The organism is Streptomyces sp. NPDC055099 (assembly GCF_053607685.1).
On sequence record NZ_JBSGUA010000007.1, the window covers coordinates 165,049 to 185,512 of the forward strand.

General features: G+C 70.0%; 19 protein-coding genes. 3 read left to right on the top strand and 16 right to left on the bottom strand.

Translation table 11 applies throughout. The features are described 5' to 3' along the window. Window positions 1–20: 20 nt before the first annotated feature. The 15 genes from ispG to ACWFRU_RS19630 form a co-directional block, all read right to left on the bottom strand. Complete coding sequence (gene ispG, locus ACWFRU_RS19560) at window positions 21–1,187, bottom strand: flavodoxin-dependent (E)-4-hydroxy-3-methylbut-2-enyl-diphosphate synthase (RefSeq protein WP_453688556.1); 1,167 nt, start codon at window positions 1,185–1,187, stop codon at window positions 21–23. Between the two features lie 4 nt (window positions 1,188–1,191). Further along, window positions 1,192–2,217 carry an adenosyl-hopene transferase HpnH gene (gene hpnH, locus ACWFRU_RS19565; protein WP_363207556.1) on the bottom strand — a complete coding sequence of 342 codons (1,026 nt, stop codon included), beginning with the start codon at window positions 2,215–2,217 and terminating at the stop codon, window positions 1,192–1,194. Window positions 2,218–2,222: 5 nt separating this feature from the next. Further along, complete coding sequence (locus tag ACWFRU_RS19570) at window positions 2,223–2,873, bottom strand: phosphorylase family protein (RefSeq protein ID WP_453688558.1); 651 nt, start codon at window positions 2,871–2,873, stop codon at window positions 2,223–2,225. Continuing rightward, window positions 2,873–4,867 (bottom strand): squalene--hopene cyclase, encoded by a 1,995-nt coding sequence (gene shc, locus ACWFRU_RS19575; RefSeq protein ID WP_453688560.1) that lies wholly within the window; start codon window positions 4,865–4,867, stop codon window positions 2,873–2,875. Before shc ends, ACWFRU_RS19570 begins: the two co-directional genes overlap by 1 nt. 101 nt (window positions 4,868–4,968) lie before the next feature. Further along, complete coding sequence (locus tag ACWFRU_RS19580; protein WP_453688562.1) at window positions 4,969–6,114, bottom strand: polyprenyl synthetase family protein; 1,146 nt, start codon at window positions 6,112–6,114, stop codon at window positions 4,969–4,971. Beyond that, a complete protein-coding gene (gene hpnE, locus ACWFRU_RS19585) occupies window positions 6,111–7,523 on the bottom strand; it encodes a hydroxysqualene dehydroxylase HpnE (protein WP_453688564.1) in 1,413 nt (470 codons plus the stop codon). Before hpnE ends, ACWFRU_RS19580 begins: the two co-directional genes overlap by 4 nt. 109 nt (window positions 7,524–7,632) lie before the next feature. After that, window positions 7,633–8,583, bottom strand: a complete 951-nt coding sequence (gene hpnD, locus ACWFRU_RS19590) for a presqualene diphosphate synthase HpnD (protein WP_453688566.1) — start codon at window positions 8,581–8,583, stop codon at window positions 7,633–7,635. Further along, entirely contained in the window at window positions 8,580–9,476 is an 897-nt protein-coding gene (hpnC, locus tag ACWFRU_RS19595; protein WP_453688568.1) for a squalene synthase HpnC, read from the bottom strand. Before hpnC ends, hpnD begins: the two co-directional genes overlap by 4 nt. 336 nt (window positions 9,477–9,812) lie before the next feature. Next, window positions 9,813–10,607, bottom strand: a complete 795-nt coding sequence (locus ACWFRU_RS19600; RefSeq protein WP_453688570.1) for an ABC transporter ATP-binding protein — start codon at window positions 10,605–10,607, stop codon at window positions 9,813–9,815. Further along, window positions 10,600–11,535, bottom strand: coding sequence for an ABC transporter permease (locus tag ACWFRU_RS19605; RefSeq protein ID WP_453688572.1), 936 nt, complete (start codon window positions 11,533–11,535; stop codon window positions 10,600–10,602). The genes ACWFRU_RS19600 and ACWFRU_RS19605 overlap by 8 nt, the downstream gene beginning before the upstream one ends. 95 nt (window positions 11,536–11,630) lie before the next feature. Continuing rightward, a complete protein-coding gene (locus tag ACWFRU_RS19610; RefSeq protein ID WP_453688890.1) occupies window positions 11,631–12,503 on the bottom strand; it encodes a glycosyltransferase family 2 protein in 873 nt (290 codons plus the stop codon). Between the two features lie 20 nt (window positions 12,504–12,523). Then, complete coding sequence (locus ACWFRU_RS19615; RefSeq protein WP_249586469.1) at window positions 12,524–13,303, bottom strand: CDP-alcohol phosphatidyltransferase family protein; 780 nt, start codon at window positions 13,301–13,303, stop codon at window positions 12,524–12,526. Beyond that, a complete protein-coding gene (locus tag ACWFRU_RS19620; RefSeq protein WP_409060843.1) occupies window positions 13,281–14,345 on the bottom strand; it encodes an iron-containing alcohol dehydrogenase family protein in 1,065 nt (354 codons plus the stop codon). Before ACWFRU_RS19620 ends, ACWFRU_RS19615 begins: the two co-directional genes overlap by 23 nt. Next, entirely contained in the window at window positions 14,333–15,070 is a 738-nt protein-coding gene (locus tag ACWFRU_RS19625) for a phosphocholine cytidylyltransferase family protein (RefSeq protein ID WP_453688575.1), read from the bottom strand. Before ACWFRU_RS19625 ends, ACWFRU_RS19620 begins: the two co-directional genes overlap by 13 nt. Continuing rightward, the gene (locus ACWFRU_RS19630; protein WP_453688892.1) at window positions 15,067–16,884 is read right to left on the bottom strand and encodes a DUF5941 domain-containing protein; all 1,818 of its coding nucleotides are present in this window, start codon (window positions 16,882–16,884) and stop codon (window positions 15,067–15,069) included. The genes ACWFRU_RS19625 and ACWFRU_RS19630 overlap by 4 nt, the downstream gene beginning before the upstream one ends. A gap of 257 nt (window positions 16,885–17,141) precedes the next feature. Between ACWFRU_RS19630 and galE the strand changes: the two genes are divergently transcribed. From galE to idi, 3 genes are all read left to right on the top strand, one after another. Then, window positions 17,142–18,125, top strand: coding sequence for a UDP-glucose 4-epimerase GalE (galE, locus tag ACWFRU_RS19635; protein ID WP_453688577.1), 984 nt, complete (start codon window positions 17,142–17,144; stop codon window positions 18,123–18,125). A 165-nt stretch (window positions 18,126–18,290) separates the two neighbouring features. After that, the gene (locus ACWFRU_RS19640) at window positions 18,291–19,217 is read left to right on the top strand and encodes a cation diffusion facilitator family transporter (RefSeq protein ID WP_453688578.1); all 927 of its coding nucleotides are present in this window, start codon (window positions 18,291–18,293) and stop codon (window positions 19,215–19,217) included. 101 nt (window positions 19,218–19,318) lie between these two features. Continuing rightward, window positions 19,319–19,912 (top strand): isopentenyl-diphosphate Delta-isomerase, encoded by a 594-nt coding sequence (idi, locus tag ACWFRU_RS19645; protein ID WP_453688580.1) that lies wholly within the window; start codon window positions 19,319–19,321, stop codon window positions 19,910–19,912. Between the two features lies 1 nt (window position 19,913). On the opposite strand, the gene ACWFRU_RS19650 is transcribed toward idi, so the two are convergent. Beyond that, complete coding sequence (locus ACWFRU_RS19650) at window positions 19,914–20,405, bottom strand: ATP-binding protein (protein ID WP_453688894.1); 492 nt, start codon at window positions 20,403–20,405, stop codon at window positions 19,914–19,916. Between the last annotated feature and the right edge of the window lie 59 nt (window positions 20,406–20,464).

Below are 20,464 nucleotides of genomic sequence, written 5' to 3' on the forward strand. Positions count from 1 at the left end.
GGCCCCCTCTCTGGTGGAACTCAGCTCACGGTGACGTCCGGCACCCCTGAGGTGACGCCGTCTTCCTGCATCTGTTCGGCGATCTTCATGGCCTCTTCGATGAGGGTCTCCACGATCTTCGACTCGGGGACGGTCTTGATGACCTCACCCTTGACGAAGATCTGCCCCTTGCCGTTGCCGGACGCGACGCCGAGGTCGGCCTCGCGGGCCTCCCCCGGCCCGTTCACGACACACCCCATGACGGCGACCCGCAACGGCACCTCCATGCCGTCCAGGCCCGCGGTGACCTCTTCGGCCAGCTTGTACACATCGACCTGCGCCCGCCCGCAGGACGGGCAGGAGACGATCTCCAGGCGGCGCGGCTTGAGATTGAGGGACTCCAGGATCTGCAGACCGACCTTGATCTCCTCCACCGGCGGCGCCGAGAGGGAGACCCGGATGGTGTCGCCGATCCCCTCGGAGAGCAGCGCGCCGAAGGCCACCGCCGACTTGATCGTGCCCTGGAACGCCGGTCCGGCCTCGGTCACGCCGAGGTGCAGCGGGTAGTCGCAGGCCGCGGCCAGCTGCCGGTAGGCGTTGACCATGACCACCGGGTCGTTGTGCTTGACCGAGATCTTGATGTCCCGGAAACCGTGCTCCTCGAAGAGCGACGCCTCCCACAGCGCCGACTCGACCAGCGCCTCCGGAGTGGCCTTGCCGTACTTCTTGAGAAGACGCGCGTCCAGCGAGCCCGCGTTCACCCCGATACGGATCGGGGTGCCCGCGTCGTTCGCGGCCCGCGCGATCTCCTTGACCTTGTCGTCGAACTGCTTGATGTTGCCCGGATTCACACGGACCGCCGCACACCCGGCGTCGATCGCCGCGAACACGTACTTCGGCTGGAAGTGAATGTCCGCAATCACCGGGATCTGCGACTTGCGCGCGATCGTCGACAACGCGTCCGCGTCATCCTGCGTCGGACACGCCACCCGCACGATCTGACAGCCCGACGCGGTCAGTTCGGCAATCTGCTGCAGCGTCGCGCCGATGTCGGACGTACGCGTCGTCGTCATCGACTGCACCGACACCGGCGCCCCGCCCCCCACCGCCACCGGACCGACCTCGATGCGCCGCGAGAGGCGGCGCTCCGCGACCGGCCGGACCGGCAGCTCAGGAAGGCCCAGTGCGACAGGCGTTCCAGGGGTCACGACGTCACCCCGCGCGGTTCGCGGAGACCGTCTCACGGGCGGCACGGATGGACTCCTTCAGGGAGCCCATGGTGGCGAGGACGGCGGTCGGCTCGTAGCCGCAGTGCGCCATGCAGTTGGCGCACCGCGGGTCCTTGCCGCGGCCGTACTTGTCCCAGTCGGTCTCCTCGATGAGCTCCTTGTACGTCGGGACGTACCCGTCGCTCATCAGGTAGCAGGGGCGCTGCCAGCCGAAGAGCGAGTAGTTCGGGATCGCCCACGCGGTGCACGGGAAGTCCGCCTTGCCCTCCAGGAAGTCGAGGAACAGCGGCGAGTGGTTCAGGCGCCAGCGCCGCCTGTTGCCACCCGCGAAAGCCTTCTTGAAGAGTTCGCGGGTCTGCTCGACGCCCAGGAAGTGCTCCTGGTCGGGAGCCTTTTCGTAGGCGTAGGCGGGCGAGAGCATCATCTCGTCGACCTGCAGCTCGTCGTTGAGGTAGTTGAGGACCTCGATGATGTTCTGCGGGGTGTCGTTGCTGAAGAAGGTCGAGTTGGTCGTGACCCGGAAGCCGCGCTTCTTGGCTTCCTTGATGGCCGCCACCGCCTCGTCGAACACACCCTCCTTCGCGACGGATTCGTCGTGCCGCTCCCGCATCCCGTCGATGTGCACGGCGAACGCGAAGTACGGGGAAGGCGTGAACTTGTCCAGCTTCTTGCGCAGCAGCATGGCGTTGGTGCAGAGGAAGACGTACTTCTTCTTGGCCACCAACTGCCGCACGATCTCGTCCATGTGAGGGTGCATCAGCGGCTCGCCACCGGCGATGGACACCATCGGCGCACCGGACTCAAGGACGGCACCGACGGCCTGGGCCACCGGCATGCGCTGCTTGAGCACACCGGCCGGGTGCTGGATCTTGCCGCATCCCTCGCACGCGAGGTTGCACGCGAAGAGCGGCTCCAACTCGACGATCAGCGGAAACTTCTCACGCTTGCGGAGCTTTTGTTCAAAGAGATACGTCGCGACCTTGATGGTCTGGCGCAGCGGCATGGCCATCTGGCTCACCTCCGTGGGAGCAAAGAAGAACGGTGCCATTCGAAAAATGCGGGAAGCACGGCGCGAAGAACACGGAAAGCCGATATTCCACCGCGCACCGTGCCGATGCGGACGAGTTCGTGCTGTGGGGCGTCCACGACCACCCGGACGGCGGCAACAGGACGGTCTCCCGCCCGCAGCGCGCTGTGCAGGGTCGCGGCGGACTCCATGTCCACCGCGATCGCTCCCGTGGCGAGCAGGCCGGCACGTTCGTGCCCTCGGACGACGTGGTCGGATCCGGTGAGCGGGCCGGTGTGCACGGCGCGGCCGGGAACGGCCCGCTCCAGCTCCTTGACCAGCAGATCGGTGCCGACGCAGGGCGTGTGGCCATGTGCGTCGCGGGTCTCGTCGGCGACGATCAGGTCGCCGGGGTGCATGCCGGGGGCGAGCCCGGCGCAGAAACCGGTGGCCACGACGGCGGCGTGGCGCAGCGGTTCCCTGCCGAGGGCGCCGGTGACGGCGCGCTCGGCGTTCTTGGGGCCCATGCCCGTACGGAGCAGGGTGACCCGTCCGTGCGCGCCCCCGCGGTCGCCCGTGCGCAGGGCGAGGTGCTCGATGCCGAGCGCGCAGGCGATCAGCAGCGGTGCGGGGTCCGGCGCGGCCGGGGGCTTCTCCATCAACCCCCCTTGACGGAGAGGCCGGCGAACGGCTCTCCGTTGACGTACCGGCCAAGGGCGGTGAGCGGGAAGACCTGCCGGTAGAGGTGGTAGTTGATGGAGAAGTCCCAGGGGAAGCCGGTGCCGGTGAAGTACGGCTCGTCCCAGGAGCCGTCGGCCCGCTGTGTCTCGGCGAGCCAGGTGATGCCCCGCTCCACTGCCTTGGAGTCCCGCTCTCCGGCGGCGAGCAGCGCGAGCAGCGCCCAGGCGGTCTGAGAGGCGGTGGAGACGCCGTGGCCCCGCCACTCCTCGTAGCGGTAGGAGCGCAGGTCCTCGCCCCAGCCTCCGTCGTCGTTCTGCACGGACTCCAGCCAGGTGACGGCGCGGCGCAGCGCGGGGTGTGATCCCGGCAGGCCCGCGGCGGTGAGCGCGGGCACCACGGACCCTGTCCCGTATACGTAGTTGACGCCCCAGCGGCCGAGCCAGGAACCGTCCGGCTCCTGTTCGGCGAGCAGCCACTCGATGCCGCGCCGGGTGCGCGGATCGTGTGCCTTGCCCTCGATGGCGAGCATCTCGACGACGTGCCCGGTGACGTCGGCCGACGGCGGGTCGATGACCTCTCCGAAGTCGCAGAACGGCAGCCGGTTGGGGAACGGGCTGGTGTTGTCGGCGTCGAAGGCGGCCCAGGCGTTGTTCCTGGACTGCATGCCCAGGGTCCAGCGCACGCCGCGGCCGATCGCGTTCTCCATGCGCGCGCGGTCCGGATGGTCGACGCGGCGCAGGGCCAGGATGACCTCGGCGGTGTCGTCGATGTCGGGGTAGTTGTCGTTGTGGAACTCGAACGCCCAGCCGCCGGGGGCCAGTTGGGGCCTGCGGACGGCCCAGTCTCCGGGCCGCGCGATCTCTTCGGCGAGCATCCAGTCCGCGGCCTTGATGAGCTGCGGGTGGTCGGCGGGCACGCCCGCGTCGGCGAGGGCGATGGTCGCCAGGCAGGTGTCCCAGACCGGCGACTGACACGCCTCGATCATCCGTGCGCCGTCCTCGCGCCACACCGCGAACCGGTCGAGGGATTCCAGGCCCGCCTTGAGGACCGGATGTTCCAGGTCGTAGCCGAGCAGGTGCAGCGCGATCACGGAGTAGACGGCGGGCGGCTGGATGCCGCCCCAGCAGCCGTCGTTCTCCTGGCGTTCGATGATCCAGCGAGCGGCACTGTTCATCGCGGCCTTGCGCACCTTGCGCGGCGCGACCTTGTGGTAGAGGTGCAGCGCCTTGTCGAGACGCTGGAAGACACCGTCCCAACTCCCCAGCGGAGCAAGCGGCTTGTCCGGGTTCGGGACCCGCACGTCGGTGTGCAGCTCGTCCAGCGGGAAGGGCGCGGGGCGCACAGGGCGCTTGGCGGAGACGACCGTGAGCGGCACGATCGTCTGCCGGGCCCAGCACCCGAAGTCGTAGATGTTGAGGGGCAGCCACTTGGGGAAGTAGATGAGCTCCGGCGGGAGTTCGGGCAGGTCGTCCCACTTCCACCAGCCGAACAGGGCGAGCCAGATGCGGGTGAAGACGCGGCTCTCGGCGATGCCGCCCTGGTCGCGGATCCAGGCGGAGGCCTTCGCCATGTGCGGGTCGTCGGGGGCGTCGCCCGCCAGGCGCAGCGCGACGTACGCCTCGATGGTGGTGGAGAGCTCGCCGGGGCCGCCGAAGAAGGTGGCCCAGGTCCCGTCCTCGCGCTGCTCGCCGCGGATGAAGAGCGCGGCGGCGCGCGTGGTCTTCTCGTCCCGGATGCCCAGGAACTGACGGAGCAGCAGATCTTCGGCGTCCATCGTCACGTTCGTGTCGAGGTCGCCCTTCCACCATCCCTGGGCGTCCTGCTGTCCCAGCAGGAACTCGGTGGAGCGTTGTATGGCGCGCGCGGCGGCGTCATGTGGCCCTGCTGTCGCGGCGGCGTGGTCGAGTGGCTGGCTGGCCGAGGTTGCGCGGGGCGTCGCCGCTCCGGTGCTTCCGTCGGTCGTCGCTGTCATGGCTTCCCCTTCGTGCAGTCGTCTTCTCTGCTGTGGGTCCGCCGTCGGCCGACGCGCTGGGCGCCGGCCGGCGACTGCGAGTCATATGTGCCCGATAGTGATCATCTCTTTCGTACGACGACGAAATCGGCGAGCGCGACGAGCTGCGCCCGTACCCGGTCCGGCATCTGGACGGTGTCCAGGGCCTCGATGGCGATGGTGTGCTGGCGCCGGGCCTCCTCGGCGGTCCACTCGCGGCCGCCCGCCTGCTCGATCAGGGCGGCGCGCGCGGCGAACTCCTCCTCGGAGAAGCTGTCGAAGTCGTTGCTCTTGGCGTCGGCCGCGAGCAGCTCGGCGAGCTGCTCGGAGGCGGGCCCGCCCGCGGCGAGCGCGGCCACCACCGGCAGGGACTTCTTGCGCTGGCGCAGGTCGCTCCAGGTCTGCTTGCCGGTGGACTCCGGGTCGCCCCAGATGCCGAGCAGATCGTCCACGGCCTGGAAGGCGAGGCCGAGGTGGTAGCCGTACTTCTCCAGGACGTCGGCGGTGTGGTCGTCGGCGCCGCCGAGGACCGCGCCGATGGAGACCGCACAGGCGAGCAGGGCGCCGGTCTTGTTGCCCTCCATCTCCAGGCACTCCTCGACGGTGACCCGCTCGCGGTGCTCGTAGGAGATGTCCTGCGCCTGGCCGTCGATCAGGGCACGGGTCGCGGTGGTCAGACGGCGCGTGGCGCGGCCCGCCTCGACGGTGCCGATCTCCAGGAGGATCTCGTTGGCGAGCGCGAAGAGGGCGTCGCCGACGAGGATGGCCTGGGCCGGGCCGTGCACCTTCCACACCGTGTCGCGGTGCCTGCGCTGCTCGTCGCCGTCCATGAGGTCGTCGTGCAGCAGCGAGAAGTTGTGCACCAGTTCGACGGCGACAGCTCCGGGCACGCCGACCTCCGGCGCGGCCCCCGCCGCCTCCGCGGAGAGCAGGGCGAGCGCGGGGCGCACGGCCTTGCCGCCGTCGCCGTCCGACGGGTTGCCCTCGGCGTCAATCCAGCCGAAGTGGTAGGCGGCGACGGTGTCCATGGGTGGTGCGAGGCGGTCCACGGCGGACCGCAGCACCGGGGTCGCCAGCGTCCTTCCGCGCTCGAGCAGTGAGGTCACGTCCACCGTGTCGGCAGCCGGTTCGGCCGAGGGCACAGTCGGCACAGTCTCTCCTCTTGTTCCGGTACTGGTTGTTCCGGTGCTGGATTCCTGGGGACCTGACCCCAGGAGGGCTGGCTTCACGCGGCCTCCTCGACGTCGAAGAGGTGATCGCGTGGGCGGTCGAGAGCGGAGAGAGCGGCCCCGGCGGCACTGATGCCACTGCGCACGGCGCTCTCCATGGTCGCGGGCCACCCCGTGGCGGTCCACGCCCCGGCCAGATACAGGCCGGGAGCCTTGGTGCGAGCACCGGGCCGCAGCCGGCCCACACCGGGAGTCGGCGCGAAGGTCGCCGTGCGCTCCCGGGTCACGAAGAAGTCCCGTACCTCCGCGCCGTGCGCGGCGGGCAGCAGCCGCTCCAGCTCCGGCAGATAGCGCTCGCGCAGCGCGGCGACGGGTGCGTCGATCTCGTCCTGGGCGGCGGACTGGGACAGCGCGACGTACTGGCCCTCGGTGAGTCCGGAGGCGTCGGTCCGGTCGAAGACCCACTGCACCGGCGAGCCGATGGCCGCGAAGAACGGCCGCTTGAGCACCTTGCGGTCGTACACGACGTGGATGTTGAGGATCGGCGCGGTGTCGATGTCGAGCAGCCGGTCGGGCTCGTCCAGGGCGCCGTCCGGGAGCAGGTCGTGGGCCTCGTGCTGCGGCACCGCGAGCACGACGGTCTCCGCCTCGAGCGTCTCGCCGGGAACTTCGACCTGCCAACCCCCGTTCTCCGTACGGGAGATGGAGGTGACGCGTGTCCTCAGTTCGGTTCGCACGCCCGCGGAGTCGAGCGCCTTGCGGGCGAGCGTGTCATGGAGATCACCGAGGGGCACATGTGCCCAGCCGATGTCGGCGGCGCCCGGCTGCGAGAGCAGCCCGGTCTTGAAGACCATCGCCGCCAGCCCCAGCGAGGAGTCCCCCGCGACGGCGTTCAGCGTGGCCACGCCGACCAGGTCCCACAGCGCCTCGATGGCGCGCGCCGACTGACCGTGCCCGGCCAGCCAGCTGCCGAAGTCCTGGCCGTCCAGCTTGGGGTCGGCCGGGTCGAGTCCCTTGAGGGCGAGCGCGGCGCGGCCCACGTTGGCGCGCTCCGCGAGCGACAGATGCGGGTACGTGGCGAGGCTCGCCGCCAGGTGCAGCGGCACGGGCAGCGCGGTGCGGCGCAGGCGCCCGAGCCGGTTGCGGTCGGCGTCGAGTACGGGCACGTCGAGACGTTCCTGCAAGGGCGCGAGGGCAGCGCCGTCGACGCGGTCGAGGAACCAGCGGTAGGCGGTGCAGCAGCGCAGATAGACGTGCTGGCCGTTGTCGACGGTCAGCTCGCCGCGCTTGAAGGAGAAGGCGAGACCGCCGAGGCGCGGCCGTCCTTCGAGCAGCGTCACACGCAGCCCCGCGTCGGCGAGGGACAGCGCCGCGGTGATGCCGGCGAGACCGCCGCCGACCACCACGGCAGCCCCGCGACCCGCATGGCCGTCGGCCTCCGCGGCCGACCGCGTGTCGTCGTCGCTCATTTTCTTTCCCCCTCGGCGGTTGCAGTCTGGGACGCCAGGGCCCGGCGGAGGGTTGCCCGCCGGTTGCAGGGGGATGCCCTACGTTCACCGCATTCGCCGCGGATGCCCATCAAGTACGCCTCCTGACAGTCTGTCGGGAGATGGTGCGCGCATCGAGACCGGAGAGACCGCGCACGGCGACATACGCCTTTTCGCGGCCGGGCAGCGAGACACGGCCGCGCAGCACCGCCTCGGGCTCCCGCTCGATGCGGTCGAGGAGGCGCCGGTAGATGCCCGCCATGGCGGCGACGCAGGCCCCGCTGCGCCGGTCGAGCATGGGAAGGAGCCGGTACCCCTCGGCGAACAGCGCCCGTGCCCTGCGCACCTCGAAGTGCACGAGCCCGGCGAAGTCGGAACCGGCGGGCGGCTCGGAGCCCGAGAACCCGGCGGAGCAGCCGAACTTGGCGAGGTCGTCGGCGGGCAGATACGTACGCCCGCCCTCCGCGTCCTCGCGTACGTCACGCAGGATGTTGGTCAATTGGAGCGCGAGGCCGAGCGTGTCGGCATACTCCGGCGCGCGCTCGGCATGGAGCGCCCCCCGCTCGGTGCCGAACACGCCCAGGGAGAGCCGCCCGATGGCTCCCGCCACGCACCGGCAGTAGACCTTGAGGTCCTCCCACGTCTCGTACGTCTCACCGCGGACGTCCATCAGGACCCCGTCGATCAGTTCGTCGAGTCCGCCGAGCGGGATGGGGAAGTGGTTCGCGGCGTGCGCGAGCGCCACCGCCACGGGGTCGGTGTCGTCCTCGTCCACGTTCCCCGCGCGGATCCGGGCGAGCAGTGCGCGGGTCTCGTCGAGACGCTCGGCCTTGACGTCCGGGGCGAGCGCGCCGTCGCCGATGTCGTCCACGCGCCGCGAGAGGGCGTAGAGCGCCGACATGGCGCGGCGCTTGGGCATCGGCAGCAGCCTGATGCCGTACGCGAAATTGCGTGCCTGCTGTCCGGTGACGGCCTCGCAGTAGCTGTATGCGGCGAGTACCGGCGCGGACACGTTCGGGCCTGACTCCACGGTCCGGCTCACCCCTCTCCTCGCAGAACCGCACCCACCTCGCGCAGCAAACGCGGTTTGGTGGGCTTGGGCGGTCCAGGAAGTACGTCGTATCCGGCGGCGGCGATCGCGGAGACCGCCGCCCTCCCCCCAGCCACGAAACCCGCAAGCAGCACCTTCAGCCTGCCGTGGACGCTACCCACCAGGGGGGTGCCTTCATTCAGGAGGCAGCGGGCGCGTTCTGCTTCATATGCAACCAGTGCGCGCACCGATGCGCCTGCTGTGGGGGCGGCGAGATCCCGCTCCTGGACATGGAATCGCTTCATGTCCTCGGCGGGCAGGTAAACGCGTCCTTGCCCCAGGTCCTCCGCCACATCCTGCAGGTGCTCGACGATCTGGAGCCCGGTGCACACCGCGTCGGAGCGGCGGATCCGCTCCGGCGTCGCGGTGCCCGTGATGCCGAGCACGAGGCGGCCCACGGGATTCGCGGACAGCTCGCAGTAGGCCAGGAGGTCGTCGTACGTCTCGTAGCGCGCGACGAGCTGGTCCTGGCGGTTGGCCGCGATCAGGCCGAGGAAGGGTTCGGGGGTGAGACCGCAGCGCCGCACGGTGGGCTGGAGTGCGCGCATCAGCGGGTGCCGCGGTGTGGAGTCGAAGACCCGGTGCAGGTCGGCCTCGAAGGCGTCCAGGAGGGCGAGCCGGTCGTCGGCGGCCTCGGGATCCACGCCGAGGTGGAGGGCGTCGGCGCCGCCGGGGGCCAGGTCGCCGTCGCCGATGTCGTCGACCAGGCGGGCGTAGCCGTACACGGCCATGAGGTCGTCGCGCCAGGCGCGGGGCAGGAAGAAGGGCGCCACGGGGAAGTTCTCGTCCGCGGCCTTCGCGAGGACGGCGGATGCGTCGCGCAGATGGAGATCATCCGTAGCCATTGCCGTCACATCTCCCGTTCTACACTGCCGACCCAATACATCCTATTTCGGACACGCCGCCCGGCCCTCCGTCAGGCGGACCGTGCCATGAGCCGGGGGCGCCGCGCGATATCGCCCCACTTGCCGCGAATCAGCACCGGTACAGCTTACGTTGTACAACGCAGCCTGCATCGTCGGGGTGTTCCGCGCATCACAACAACACACCGATTGGCGTCAATCTTCCCTGGGCGCAAGGGACTTGAGGCAACCAGCGGGGCTGTCGGGACTCAGGACGCGACAGGGCCCCACCGGGTTGACTCCGGCGGGGCCCTGGTGCATTCGGGGGTACGGCAGGGGCTATTTGCCCGTGAACTTCTCGTACTCCTTTATGACCTCGTCGGTCGGCCCGTCCATGCGCAGCTCACCGCGCTCCAGCCACAGCACGCGGTCGCAGGTGTCGCGAATGGACTTGTTGTTGTGGCTGACGAGGAAGACCGTGCCCGCCTCCTTGCGGAGCTCGCGGATGCGGGCCTCGGAGCGCTTTTGGAACTTGCGGTCGCCCGTGGCGAGCGCCTCGTCGATCATCAGTACGTCGTGGTCCTTGGCGGCCGCGATGGAAAAGCGCAGGCGGGCCGCCATGCCCGACGAGTACGTGCGCATCGGCAGGGTGATGAAGTCGCCCTTCTCGTTGATGCCCGAGAAGTCGACGATCTCCTGGTAGCGCTCCTTGATCTGCTCGCGCGTCATGCCCATCGCGAGGCCGCCGAGTATGACGTTGCGCTCGCCCGTGAGGTCGTTCATCAGGGCCGCGTTCACGCCGAGCAGCGAGGGCTGGCCGTCGGTGTAGACCTTGCCCTTCTCGGCGGGCAGCAGGCCCGCGATGGCACGGAGCAGGGTCGACTTGCCGGAGCCGTTCGAGCCGATCAGGCCGATGGCCTCGCCGCGGTAGGACGTGAAGCTGACGCCGCGCACGGCGTGCACCTTGCGTACGCCACGCTCCTCGCCGCGCCTGAGGATGCGGCTCAGGGCGGAGGTGGCGCTGCCCTTGCCCGTCTTGGCGCCGTTCACGCGGTAGACGATGTGCAGCTCGTCGGCGATGACGGTGGGGATGTGCGTCCTGTCGATCTTGTCGACGGTGTGCTCGTCAGCCACGGCCGTAACGCTCCTCAGCCTTCCAGAAGTACACGAAGCCGCCGACGGCGATCAGTACGGCCCAGCCCGCGGCGATCGCCCAGGTCCAGTAACCCAGCGGGAGGTACTCGAGGCCGTACCCGTCGATCAGCGCGAAGCGCATCAGGTCCATGTAGATGGCCGCCGGGTTCCACTGCAGGATGTCGGCGATCCACTCCGGCTTGCCCTCAAGCATGACCGGGATGGAGAACATCACGCCGGACGCGTACATCCACGTACGCATCACGAACGGCATCAGCTGGGCGAGGTCCGGGGTCTTGCTGCCCAGCCTGGCCATGATCATCGCCAGGCCGGTGTTGAACAGGAACTGCAGGGCAAGAGCCGGAACGATCAGCAGCCACGACAGCTTGGGATAGCTGCCGAAGCCGATCGTGATGACGAACAGCACGATCATCGAGAACAGCAGCTGCTGGAGCTGCTGCAGGGAGAACGAGACCGGCAGCGACGCGCGCGGGAAGTGCAGTGCGCGCACCAGGCCGAGGTTTCCCGCGATCGCCCGGACACCCGCCATCACCGAGGACTGCGTGAAGGTGAAGACGAAGACACCAGTGACCAGGAACGGGATATAGACCTCGCGCTCGAAGCCCCGGTCCGCTTCCAGGATCAGACCGAAGATCAAGAAGTAGACGAGCGCGTTCAAGAGCGGCGTCGCCACCTGCCACAGCTGGCCGAGCTTGGCCTGGCTGTACTGGGCGGTCAGCTTCGCCTGCGAGAAGGCGAGGATGAAGTGGCGTCGTCCCCAGAGCTGGTTGACGTACTCGAAAAGTCCGGGCCGTGCGCCGCTGACGGTCAGACCGTATTTGGCGGCGAGATCGGCTCGGGAGAGCCCGTCATCGGGCGACGGAGGCGAGGTCACCGCGACTCCGCCGTCATGCGTTGTCTCACTCACGAGTGGAAACTTTCGTCTTCAGATGCGCAGCCGGTCGGGCGTAGGCGTGGGCCAGGGACCGGGGTATGGCCCAGATGTTCTCAGACCCGAGCTTCTCAGATGACAGGAGGTCGGCCCAGTCGGGTCAGCCGCCACACCGTACGCCACTTCATCGGTTTGCGAGGTCCGCAGGGCGTCGTCCAGCCCTCCTTGAAGCCGCCGAACCAGGCCTTGAGCGCGGGGCCCGAGGGCTTCCTGGCCAGGGTCAGGAGCATCCACACGCCGAGGTAGACCGGGACCAGGAGCGCGGGCAGATTGCGACGGGCGAGCCAGACGCGGTTGCGCGCGACCATCCGGTGGTAGACCGCGTGCCGCGAGGGGGCGGTCGTCGGGTGGAAGAGCACCATGTCGGCGCGGTAGTCGATCATCCAGCCCGCGTTCAGGGCACGCCAGGCGAGGTCGGTCTCCTCGTGGGCGTAGAAGAACTCGTCCGGCAGCCCGCCGACCTCGGCCATGACCTGCGTACGGACGGCGTTGGCGCCGCCGAGGAAGGTCGTCACCCGCGAGGAGCGCATCGGGTCGGCCGCGCGCAGGCGCGGGACGTGCCGGCGCTGGGTCTCACCCGTGTCGGGGTCGGCGATGCGGAAGCTGATGATGCCGAGCTTCGGGTCGGCGGCGAAGGCCTCGCGGCACAGCTGGGCCGTGTCCGTGTTGGCCAGAAGGCCGTCGTCGTCGAGGAAGAGAAGGATGTCGACGTCGGTGCCGCCGGGGCCGAAGGCCTCGATGCCGACGTTGCGCCCGCCGGGGATGCCCAGGTTCTCGGGCAGCTCGACGGTGCGTACGCCCTCGGGGACCTCGGGCACGGGAGCGCCGTTGCCGACGACCACCACCTCGACCGGGTCGCCGTCCTGCTTGGCGACCGAGTCGAGCAGGGCGCGCAGCTCCTGCGGCCGGTTGCCCATGGTGATGATGACCGCGCCGACCTTCAGGGGCCGGCTCCCCGCCGCACTCACTTGAGCCTGCTGGAGGCGAGGATGGACACGAGGTGCAGCAGGGTCTGCAGCATCGCGATGCCGGCCAGGACGGCGACACCGATGCGCGAGAAGAGCAGGTCGCCGCGGACCGAGTCCACGATCGCGAGGACCAGGATCAGCAGGGACGCCTCGATGCCGAGCACGAGCCGGTGGAACTTCAGGGCGCCCGCGGCCCTGCGCGCCAGGGCCATGCCGGAGGAGCGCGGCTCGGAGGCCGACTCCTTGACCGGGGCCAGGCCCTGCTGGTGACGGGCGACGCCGACGAGGTCGGTCTCCGCCTTGATCAGGATGGCGCCGAGCGCGGCGAGCGTGCCGAGGAAGGCCCACAGCCAGTCGATGCGGCCCGAGCCCCACAGGTCGGCGGCGCGCAGACCGAAGCCGACCAGGACCGCGGCGTCGCACAGGTAGGCGGCGACCCGGTCCAGGTAGACCCCGGCCATGGAGTACTGCTTGCGCCAGCGGGCGATCTCGCCGTCGACGCAGTCGAGCAGGAGATACAGCTGGACCATGATCACGCCGAGCACGGCGCCCGTGATCCCCGGCACCAGAAGCGCCGGGGCGGCGAGGGCGCCGGCCACGGTCATCAGATACGTGAGCTGGTTGGGCGTGATCCTGGTGTTCACCAGGTAGCGGTCGCAGCGCAGCGAGATCTCTCGCATGTACAGGCGTCCCGCCCAGTGCTCACCGCTGCGCCGGTCCTTCACCCCTGCGGGGTGAACGACGGGGCGGAGTTCAGCTACCGATGGCCTTGGCATAGTCGGCGTATGCGTCCTTGATCTGGTCGGAATTCAGATTGAGGTGCTCGAGGATCGTGTAGCGCCCGGGGCGCGTCTGCGGGGCGTACTCCACGACCTGGACGAACTCGTCCACGGTGAAGCCGATCTCCTCCGGCGTGACGGGGAGGCCGTGCCTGCGCAGCACCTCCACCATGTACGCGGACTCCTCGCGTGCTCCGCGCAGGAACATCGCGAAGGCCGCGCCCAGGCCGCACTGCTCGCCGTGGCTGGCCGCGCGCTTGGGGAAGAGGAGGTCGAAGGCGTGGTTGATCTCGTGGCAGGCGCCGGACGCCGGGCGGGAGTCGCCCGACACGGACATCGCGATGCCGGTGAGGACCAGGCCCTCGGCGAGGACCTGGAGGAAGGCGTCGTCGCCGACGCCACCGGGGTGGCGCAGGACCGCTTCGCCGGCCTGGCGCGCCATCGCGGCCGCGAGGCCGTCGATGTCCTCGCCGCGCTCACGCGCCGCGAGCTCCCAGTCCGCGATCGCGGAGATGTTGGACAGGGCGTCGCCGATGCCGGAGCGCACGAACCGGACGGGGGCCTCACGGATCACGTCGAGGTCGATGACGACCGCGATGGGGTTTGGGACTCCGTACGAGCCGCGGCCCGCGTCGTTGTCGAGCGTGGCGACCGGCGAGCACAGACCGTCGTGCGACAGGTTCGTCGCGACGGCGACCAGCGGCGCGCCGACGCGAGCGGCGGCGAACTTGGCACAGTCGATGATCTTGCCGCCGCCGAGGCCGACGACCGCGTCGTAGCGGCCCTTCTTGATGGCGTCGGCGAGCTTGATGGCGTCGTCGAGCGTGCCGCCGCCGACCTCGAACCACTCGGCGGTGGGCAGCGACGGTTCGAGCCGCTGGCGCAGGACCGCGCCGGAGCCGCCGCTGATGGCGATGGCGAGCTTGCCGGTTGACGAGCAGATCCGCTGGTCCGCGAGGACACCGGCCAGGTCGTTGAGCGCCCCCGGCCGGATGTCCACGACGACCGGCGAGGGGATGAGCCTCGTCAGTACTGGCACGCGATCTCCCGGCCCTTGGCGAGGTCGTCGTGGTTGTCGATCTCGACCCACTTGATGTCGCCGATCGGCGCCACGTCGACCTTGAAGCCGCGGTTGACGAGCTCCTGGTAGCCGTCCTCGTAGTAGAGGTCGGGGTCGCGCTCGAAGGTCGTCTTCAGGGCGTCGGCCAGCTGGTCGGCGGCGTCGCCCTCGATGAGCGTGACACCGATGTACTCACCGGTGGCGGTCGCCGGGTCCATCAGCTTGGTGATCTTCTGGACGCCCTTCTCGGGGTCCACGATGACCTTCATCTCCTCGTCGGCGAGGTTCTTCACCGTGTCGAGGGCGAGGATGATCTTCTTGCCGTCGCCGCGGGCGGCGAGCAGCGTCTTCTCGACGGAGACCGGGTGCACGGTGTCGCCGTTGGCGAGGATCACCGTGTGCTTGATCGCGTCACGACCGCACCAGAGGGAGTAGGCGTTGTTCCACTCCTCGGCCTTGTCGTTGTCGATCAGCGTGAGCTTGAGTCCGTACTTCTCCTCGAGGGCCGCCTTGCGGTCGTAGACCGCTTCCTTCTTGTAGCCGACGATGATCGCGACCTCGGTCAGACCGATCTCCGCGAAGTTGCCGAGGGTCAGGTCGAGGATGGTGGTGTCACCGTCGACCGGCACCAGGGCCTTGGGAAGCGTGTCGGTGTAGGGGCGAAGACGCCGTCCGGCGCCGGCCGCCAGCACAAGGCCGATCATGCGGGTTCTCCTTCATCGTGTACGGCGGGTGCTCCGCGCTTGTGAGCGGTCACCCAGAAGCGGATGCTCTCGACGAGCACCACGAGTGCCACGACCACGGCGAGTGCCGTGAGCGCGACGGTGAAATCTGTGTCGGTGAGCAGGAAGGCGGCGAGAGCGACCGCCAGCGTCCTGCCCTCATGCCCGCCGATCGCCCGCACCAGCCAGTGCGGCGGCGCGCCTGCGTCGCCGCGGATGCGGTACACCGTGTCGTAGTGATGGTAGGCGACGGCGGACACCAGTCCGAAAGCCGCGGGCAAGGCACCGTTCACGTCCGCGTTGGCGGCGAGCAGCAGGATCGTCCCGTACTCGGCCGCGCGGAAGAACGGCGGGACGAGCCAGTCGAGGGCGCCCTTGAGGGGCCGGGCGACGGCGAGTCCCGAAGTGATGACGTAGGCGACCGCGGCGACGATCACCCACGGGCTGCCGTACGACGTGAGTCCCGCCACGCAGACCAGCACGGCGCCGCCGACGAAGGCCAGGACCGGCGCGGGCAGCGCGAGGCCGCGGAGCCTGAGTGCCGCGAAGGACGACGCGAGCGGCCCGGTGTCGGCGAGGTCCGCCAGTGCCTGTGCGGCGCGGTCGGTGCGGGTGGCCTTGCGGGTGAGCGAGCGCAGGACACGGCCGGCCGTGGTGTAGCAGGCGGCGAGGCCACAGCCGATGAGCAGCACGACCAGGGTGATGCGCGGGGTGGTCACCGCGGTGAGCACGGCGATCAGCGCCCAGCGCTCGCCGATCGGCAGCACGATCATCCGGCGCAGCCAGACCGTCCAGCCGACGCTGTCGAGCTTGTCCGAAAGGGCCGCTGTGGGGCTGGTGTTGGCGGTGGCGTCGTGGTTCGCCTCGTTGAAGGAGAAGTCCACGACGTGCCGGCAGGTCTGCAGGACCATCGCGCCGAGCGCGAGCGCCCAGACGTCGTCGCCGTCGGCGTTGGCCGCGCCGAGCGCGAGGCCCGCGTAGTAGGCGTACTCCTTGGCGCGGTCGAAGGTCGCGTCCAGCCAGGCGCCCAGCGTCGAGTACTGCAGGGAGTAGCGGGCGAGCTGTCCGTCCGTGCAGTCGAGGACGAAGGAGAAGAGCAGAAGGAGGCCGGCCGCGACGAAGCCGCCGCGGGTGCCGGTGGCCGCGCAGCCCGCCGCGATCAGGGCGACCAGCAGCGAGGCGGTGGTGACCTGGTTCGGGGTGAGGCCGCGGCGTGCGCACCAGCGGGCGATGTAACGCGAGTAAGGGGAGATGCAGTACGTCGTGAAGAAGCCGTCCCGCGACTTGACGGCCGTCCGCAGGCGTACGGCTTCGTCGTCCACGGCGGCGACGGCCTGGCGTGCCTCGTTCCGCGTCTGCGGATCGCTGGGCACGGTGGCGACGAGGGTGCCGAGGTCGGGGCGGTGGAGCGTGCGGCCCTCGGTTTCGATCGCCTCGGCCACGTGGTCCGCGAGCGCCTCGACGGTCACGGCCGGGCCGCCGCCGTTGCCGGAGCCGGTGGTGGCGGTGCGCAGCGCGCGCGCCAGGTCGGCGCGGGCCTCCGGCTGCGCGGTGACGGCGCCGGGGACGGCGGAGGCCGCGAAACGCGGGTCCGTCAGGCCCAGGCGCAGCGCGTGGACGTGGCCCACGAAGCGCGCGTCGACGATCGCGACCCGCTGCCCGGCGGGGACGGCGGCGAGCAGCGTCTCGGTGTCCGCCGCGTCGGAGGCGACCCGGACGTCAAACCCCAGGGACCGCAGATCGCCTTCGAGCGGCGACCCGGGGACCGGCTGACCGGTCAGGATGGCGGTCGACAGACGAACTCACTCCTTGATTGCCGGCGCGGCTCGCGCCGGGCACGTGCGTGATGAGGGGCGCCCCTGGCCGGCAGCGGCCGGGCGGCACGTCGGCAGAGGCTATCGGATGATGGGAAGCGGGCGTTCACCGCCCGTTTACGGCCCCATAAGCATGACCTGCAGCGGTCTCCGCCGACTCGATCATCATGGTCGATCGGGGGCGGCCCCCACAAACCGCGCTTCATGTGAGCGGCACAAACGACATAAAGTCGACGCCCATGACATGGATGATCACAGGTGGAGCGGGATATATCGGGGCACATGTGGTGCGGGCCATGGCCGGCGCCGGGGAGCGGGTCGTCGTCCTGGACGACGTCTCGGCCGGGGTGCCCGAGCGGCTCCCCGCGGACATCCCTCTCATTAGGGGCTCATCGCTCGACGGCGAGCTGCTGCGGCGGGTCTTCGCCGAGCACGAGGTGACGGGTGTGGTGCATCTCGCGGCGCGCAAGCAGGTCGGCGAGTCCGTGGAGCAGCCGTTGCGCTACTACCGGGAGAACCTCGGCGGCCTGGTGACACTGCTCGACGCGGTGGCCGAGGCCGGCATCAAGCGCTTCGTCTTCTCCTCGTCGGCCGCGGTGTACGGCAACCCGCCGGACGTGGACCTGGTGACGGAGGCCACCCCCTGCGTGCCGATCAACCCCTACGGCGAGACGAAGCTCGCCGGGGAGTGGCTGGTGCGGGCCGCCGGGCGGGCGCACGGCATCGCGACCGTGTGCTTGCGCTACTTCAACGTGGCGGGCGCCGCGACCCCCGAGCTCGCGGACACCGGGGTCTACAACGTGGTCCCGATGGTCTTCGACCGGCTCACGCGCGACGAGGCGCCGCGGATCTTCGGCGCCGACCACCCGACGCCGGACGGCACCTGCGTGCGTGACTACATCCACGTCGCCGATCTCGCCGACGCCCACCTCGCGGCGGCCCGCCGCGTGGAGGCGCACCCCGAGGGCGATCTGACGGTGAACATCGGCCGCGGCGAAGGTGTTTCCGTTCGCGAACTCGTCACGCTCATCGGTGAGATCTCCGGCGACGCCCGCCCCGCGCTCGTCGAGCCGCGCCGCGAGGGCGACGCGCCGCGCGCCGTGGCGGACTCGAGCCTGGCCGCCGAGAAGCTGGGCTGGAAGGCGCGGCGCACGGTGCGCGAGATGGTCGAATCCGCGTGGGCGGGCTGGTGCCTCCACCACCCCGAGGCACGCCGCCCCTGATCACGTCAGCGCTCTGACCTGCGGTCATTTCCGCAGGTCAGGGCATATGACAACGGTGTTCAGTGCCGTGTTGCCGGATACCCCCCACCAGTAGTTCACTGTGATCGCGACAGACGCGCGACCAGGGAACAGAAGACCGATACCGAGCACACGGAGGCGGCTTCCATGGGGGCTGGGCACGATCACGGACACTCGCACGGGGGGACGGCGACAGCGGCGTACAGAGGGCGGCTGCGCATCGCGCTCTCGATCACGCTCACCGTCATGGTGGTCGAGATCGTCGGCGGCATCATGGCGGATTCGCTCGCGCTCATCGCGGACGCGACGCACATGGCGACGGACGCCCTCGGCCTGGGCATGGCGCTGCTCGCGATCCAGTTCGCCAATCGCCCGGCCACTCAGAACCGCACCTTCGGCTACGCCCGCGCCGAGATCCTCGCCGCGCTCGCCAACTGCCTGCTGCTGCTCGGCGTCGGCGGCTACGTCCTGTTCGAGGCGATCCAGCGGTTCATCACGCCCGCCGACACCGAGGGCGGACTGACCATCGTCTTCGGCGTCATCGGCCTGGTGGCGAACATGATCTCCCTCTCGCTCCTGATGCGCGGCCAGAAGGACAGCCTGAACGTGCGCGGCGCCTTCCTGGAGGTCTTGGCCGACGCGCTGGGCTCCCTGGCCGTGATCGTCGCGGCCGTGCTCATCCTGACGACCGGCTGGCAGGCGGCGGACCCGATCGCCTCGCTCGTCATCGGCCTCATGATCGTCCCGCGTACGGTGAAGCTGCTCCGGGAGACCCTGAACGTGCTCCTGGAGTCCGCGCCGAAGGGCGTCGACATGGCCGAGGTCCGCTCGCACATACTGGATCTGCCGGGCGTCGAGGACGTCCACGACCTGCACGCCTGGACCATCACCTCGGGGATGCCGGTCCTCTCCGCGCACGTGGTCGTCAGCACGGAGACGCTGAACGCGATCGGCCACGAGAAGATGCTGCACGAGCTGCAGGGCTGCCTGGGCGACCACTTCGACGTCGAGCACTGCACCTTCCAGCTGGAGCCGGTCGGCCACGCGGAGCACGAGGCGAAGCTCTGCCACTGATCGGTCTGGGGGCACTGGTGAGGGTGGCTTCCGGTGGTTCCTTGCCGACGGGGCCCGTCGCGTGCGGCAGACTTGAGGCTCGACCGAAGCGAAGGATGGGTATGCCGATCACACCTGCCACCGCGACGAACAACTCGTCGAACGGCACCGGAGAAGCGATCTTGCTGGAACTCGTCGACGAGGACGGCAGGACGATCGGCACAGCGGAGAAACTCTCCGCGCATCAGGCGCCCGGGCAGCTGCACCGGGCGTTCTCCGTCTTCCTCTTCGACGAGCAGGGGCGGCTGTTGCTCCAGCAGCGCGCCCTGGGCAAGTACCACTCCCCCGGCGTCTGGTCGAACACCTGCTGCGGCCACCCGTACCCCGGCGAGGCGCCGTTCGCTGCCGCCGCCCGCCGGACGTACGAGGAGCTGGGCGTCTCGCCCTCGCTGCTCGCGGAGGCGGGCACGGTGCGCTACAACCACCCGGACCCCGACTCGGGTCTGGTGGAGCAGGAGTTCAACCACCTCTTCGTCGGCATGGTCCAGGCGCCGCTGCGGCCGGACCCGTCCGAGGTCGGCGAGACCGCGTTCGTGACGGCCGCCGAGCTTGCGGAGCGGCACGCGAAGGGGCCGTTCTCGGCCTGGTTCATGACCGTCCTCGACGCGGCGCGCCCCGCCGTCCGCGAGCTGACGGGGCCTTCCGCCGGCTGGTGAGTCAACTCACCTGCGGGGCGGAGCCGTTGGGCTTCAGGGGCAGGGCGGCCCAGATGACCTTGCCCCCGCTCGCGGTGTGCTCGACGTCGCAGGCGCCGCCCGCCTCCCGGGTGATCTCGCGCACGAGGAGAAGTCCGCGGCCGCCGGTCTGGCCGTGGTCGGCCACCAGGGCGGTCGGGCGGTAGGGATGGTCGTCCTCCACGGAGACCCGCACCCACTCGGCGCCGACCGCCACCTCCACCGCCAGCATCGGTGAGAGCAGGGCCGCGTGCCGTACGGCGTTGGTGACCAGTTCGGAGACGATCAGGAGCAGGCCCTGCACGAGGTCGTCCGACACGGGCACGCCCTGCCGCGCGAGCAGGTCGCGCACCGCGTGCCGTGCCTGGGGCACCGAGGCGTCCACGGCGGCGGCGGTGAACCGCCACACGCCCTCGTACGGCACTTTCGCGGGCTCCCGAGGGAGTGGGCCGGGCCCCCTCCCGTCGTCGTCCATCGTCCGGTCGCCGCCCTTGCGCTCGATTGTCACCACGTGTCGAGTGTTGGGAATGCGTT

Coding starts and splice junctions, on each gene's coding strand:
- hpnH (WP_363207556.1), bottom strand. CDS start 2,217: ATGGCCATGCCGCTGCGCCAGACCATCAAGGTCGCGACGTATCTCTTT.
- ACWFRU_RS19570 (WP_453688558.1), bottom strand. CDS start 2,873: ATGGAGAAGCCCCCGGCCGCGCCGGACCCCGCACCGCTGCTGATCGCC.
- shc (WP_453688560.1), bottom strand. CDS start 4,867: ATGACAGCGACGACCGACGGAAGCACCGGAGCGGCGACGCCCCGCGCA.
- hpnE (WP_453688564.1), bottom strand. CDS start 7,523: ATGAGCGACGACGACACGCGGTCGGCCGCGGAGGCCGACGGCCATGCG.
- hpnC (WP_453688568.1), bottom strand. CDS start 9,476: ATGGCTACGGATGATCTCCATCTGCGCGACGCATCCGCCGTCCTCGCG.
- ACWFRU_RS19615 (WP_249586469.1), bottom strand. CDS start 13,303: ATGCCAAGGCCATCGGTAGCTGAACTCCGCCCCGTCGTTCACCCCGCA.
- ACWFRU_RS19625 (WP_453688575.1), bottom strand. CDS start 15,070: ATGATCGGCCTTGTGCTGGCGGCCGGCGCCGGACGGCGTCTTCGCCCC.
- galE (WP_453688577.1), top strand. CDS start 17,142: ATGACATGGATGATCACAGGTGGAGCGGGATATATCGGGGCACATGTG.
- ACWFRU_RS19640 (WP_453688578.1), top strand. CDS start 18,291: ATGGGGGCTGGGCACGATCACGGACACTCGCACGGGGGGACGGCGACA.
- idi (WP_453688580.1), top strand. CDS start 19,319: ATGCCGATCACACCTGCCACCGCGACGAACAACTCGTCGAACGGCACC.
- ACWFRU_RS19650 (WP_453688894.1), bottom strand. CDS start 20,405: ATGGACGACGACGGGAGGGGGCCCGGCCCACTCCCTCGGGAGCCCGCG.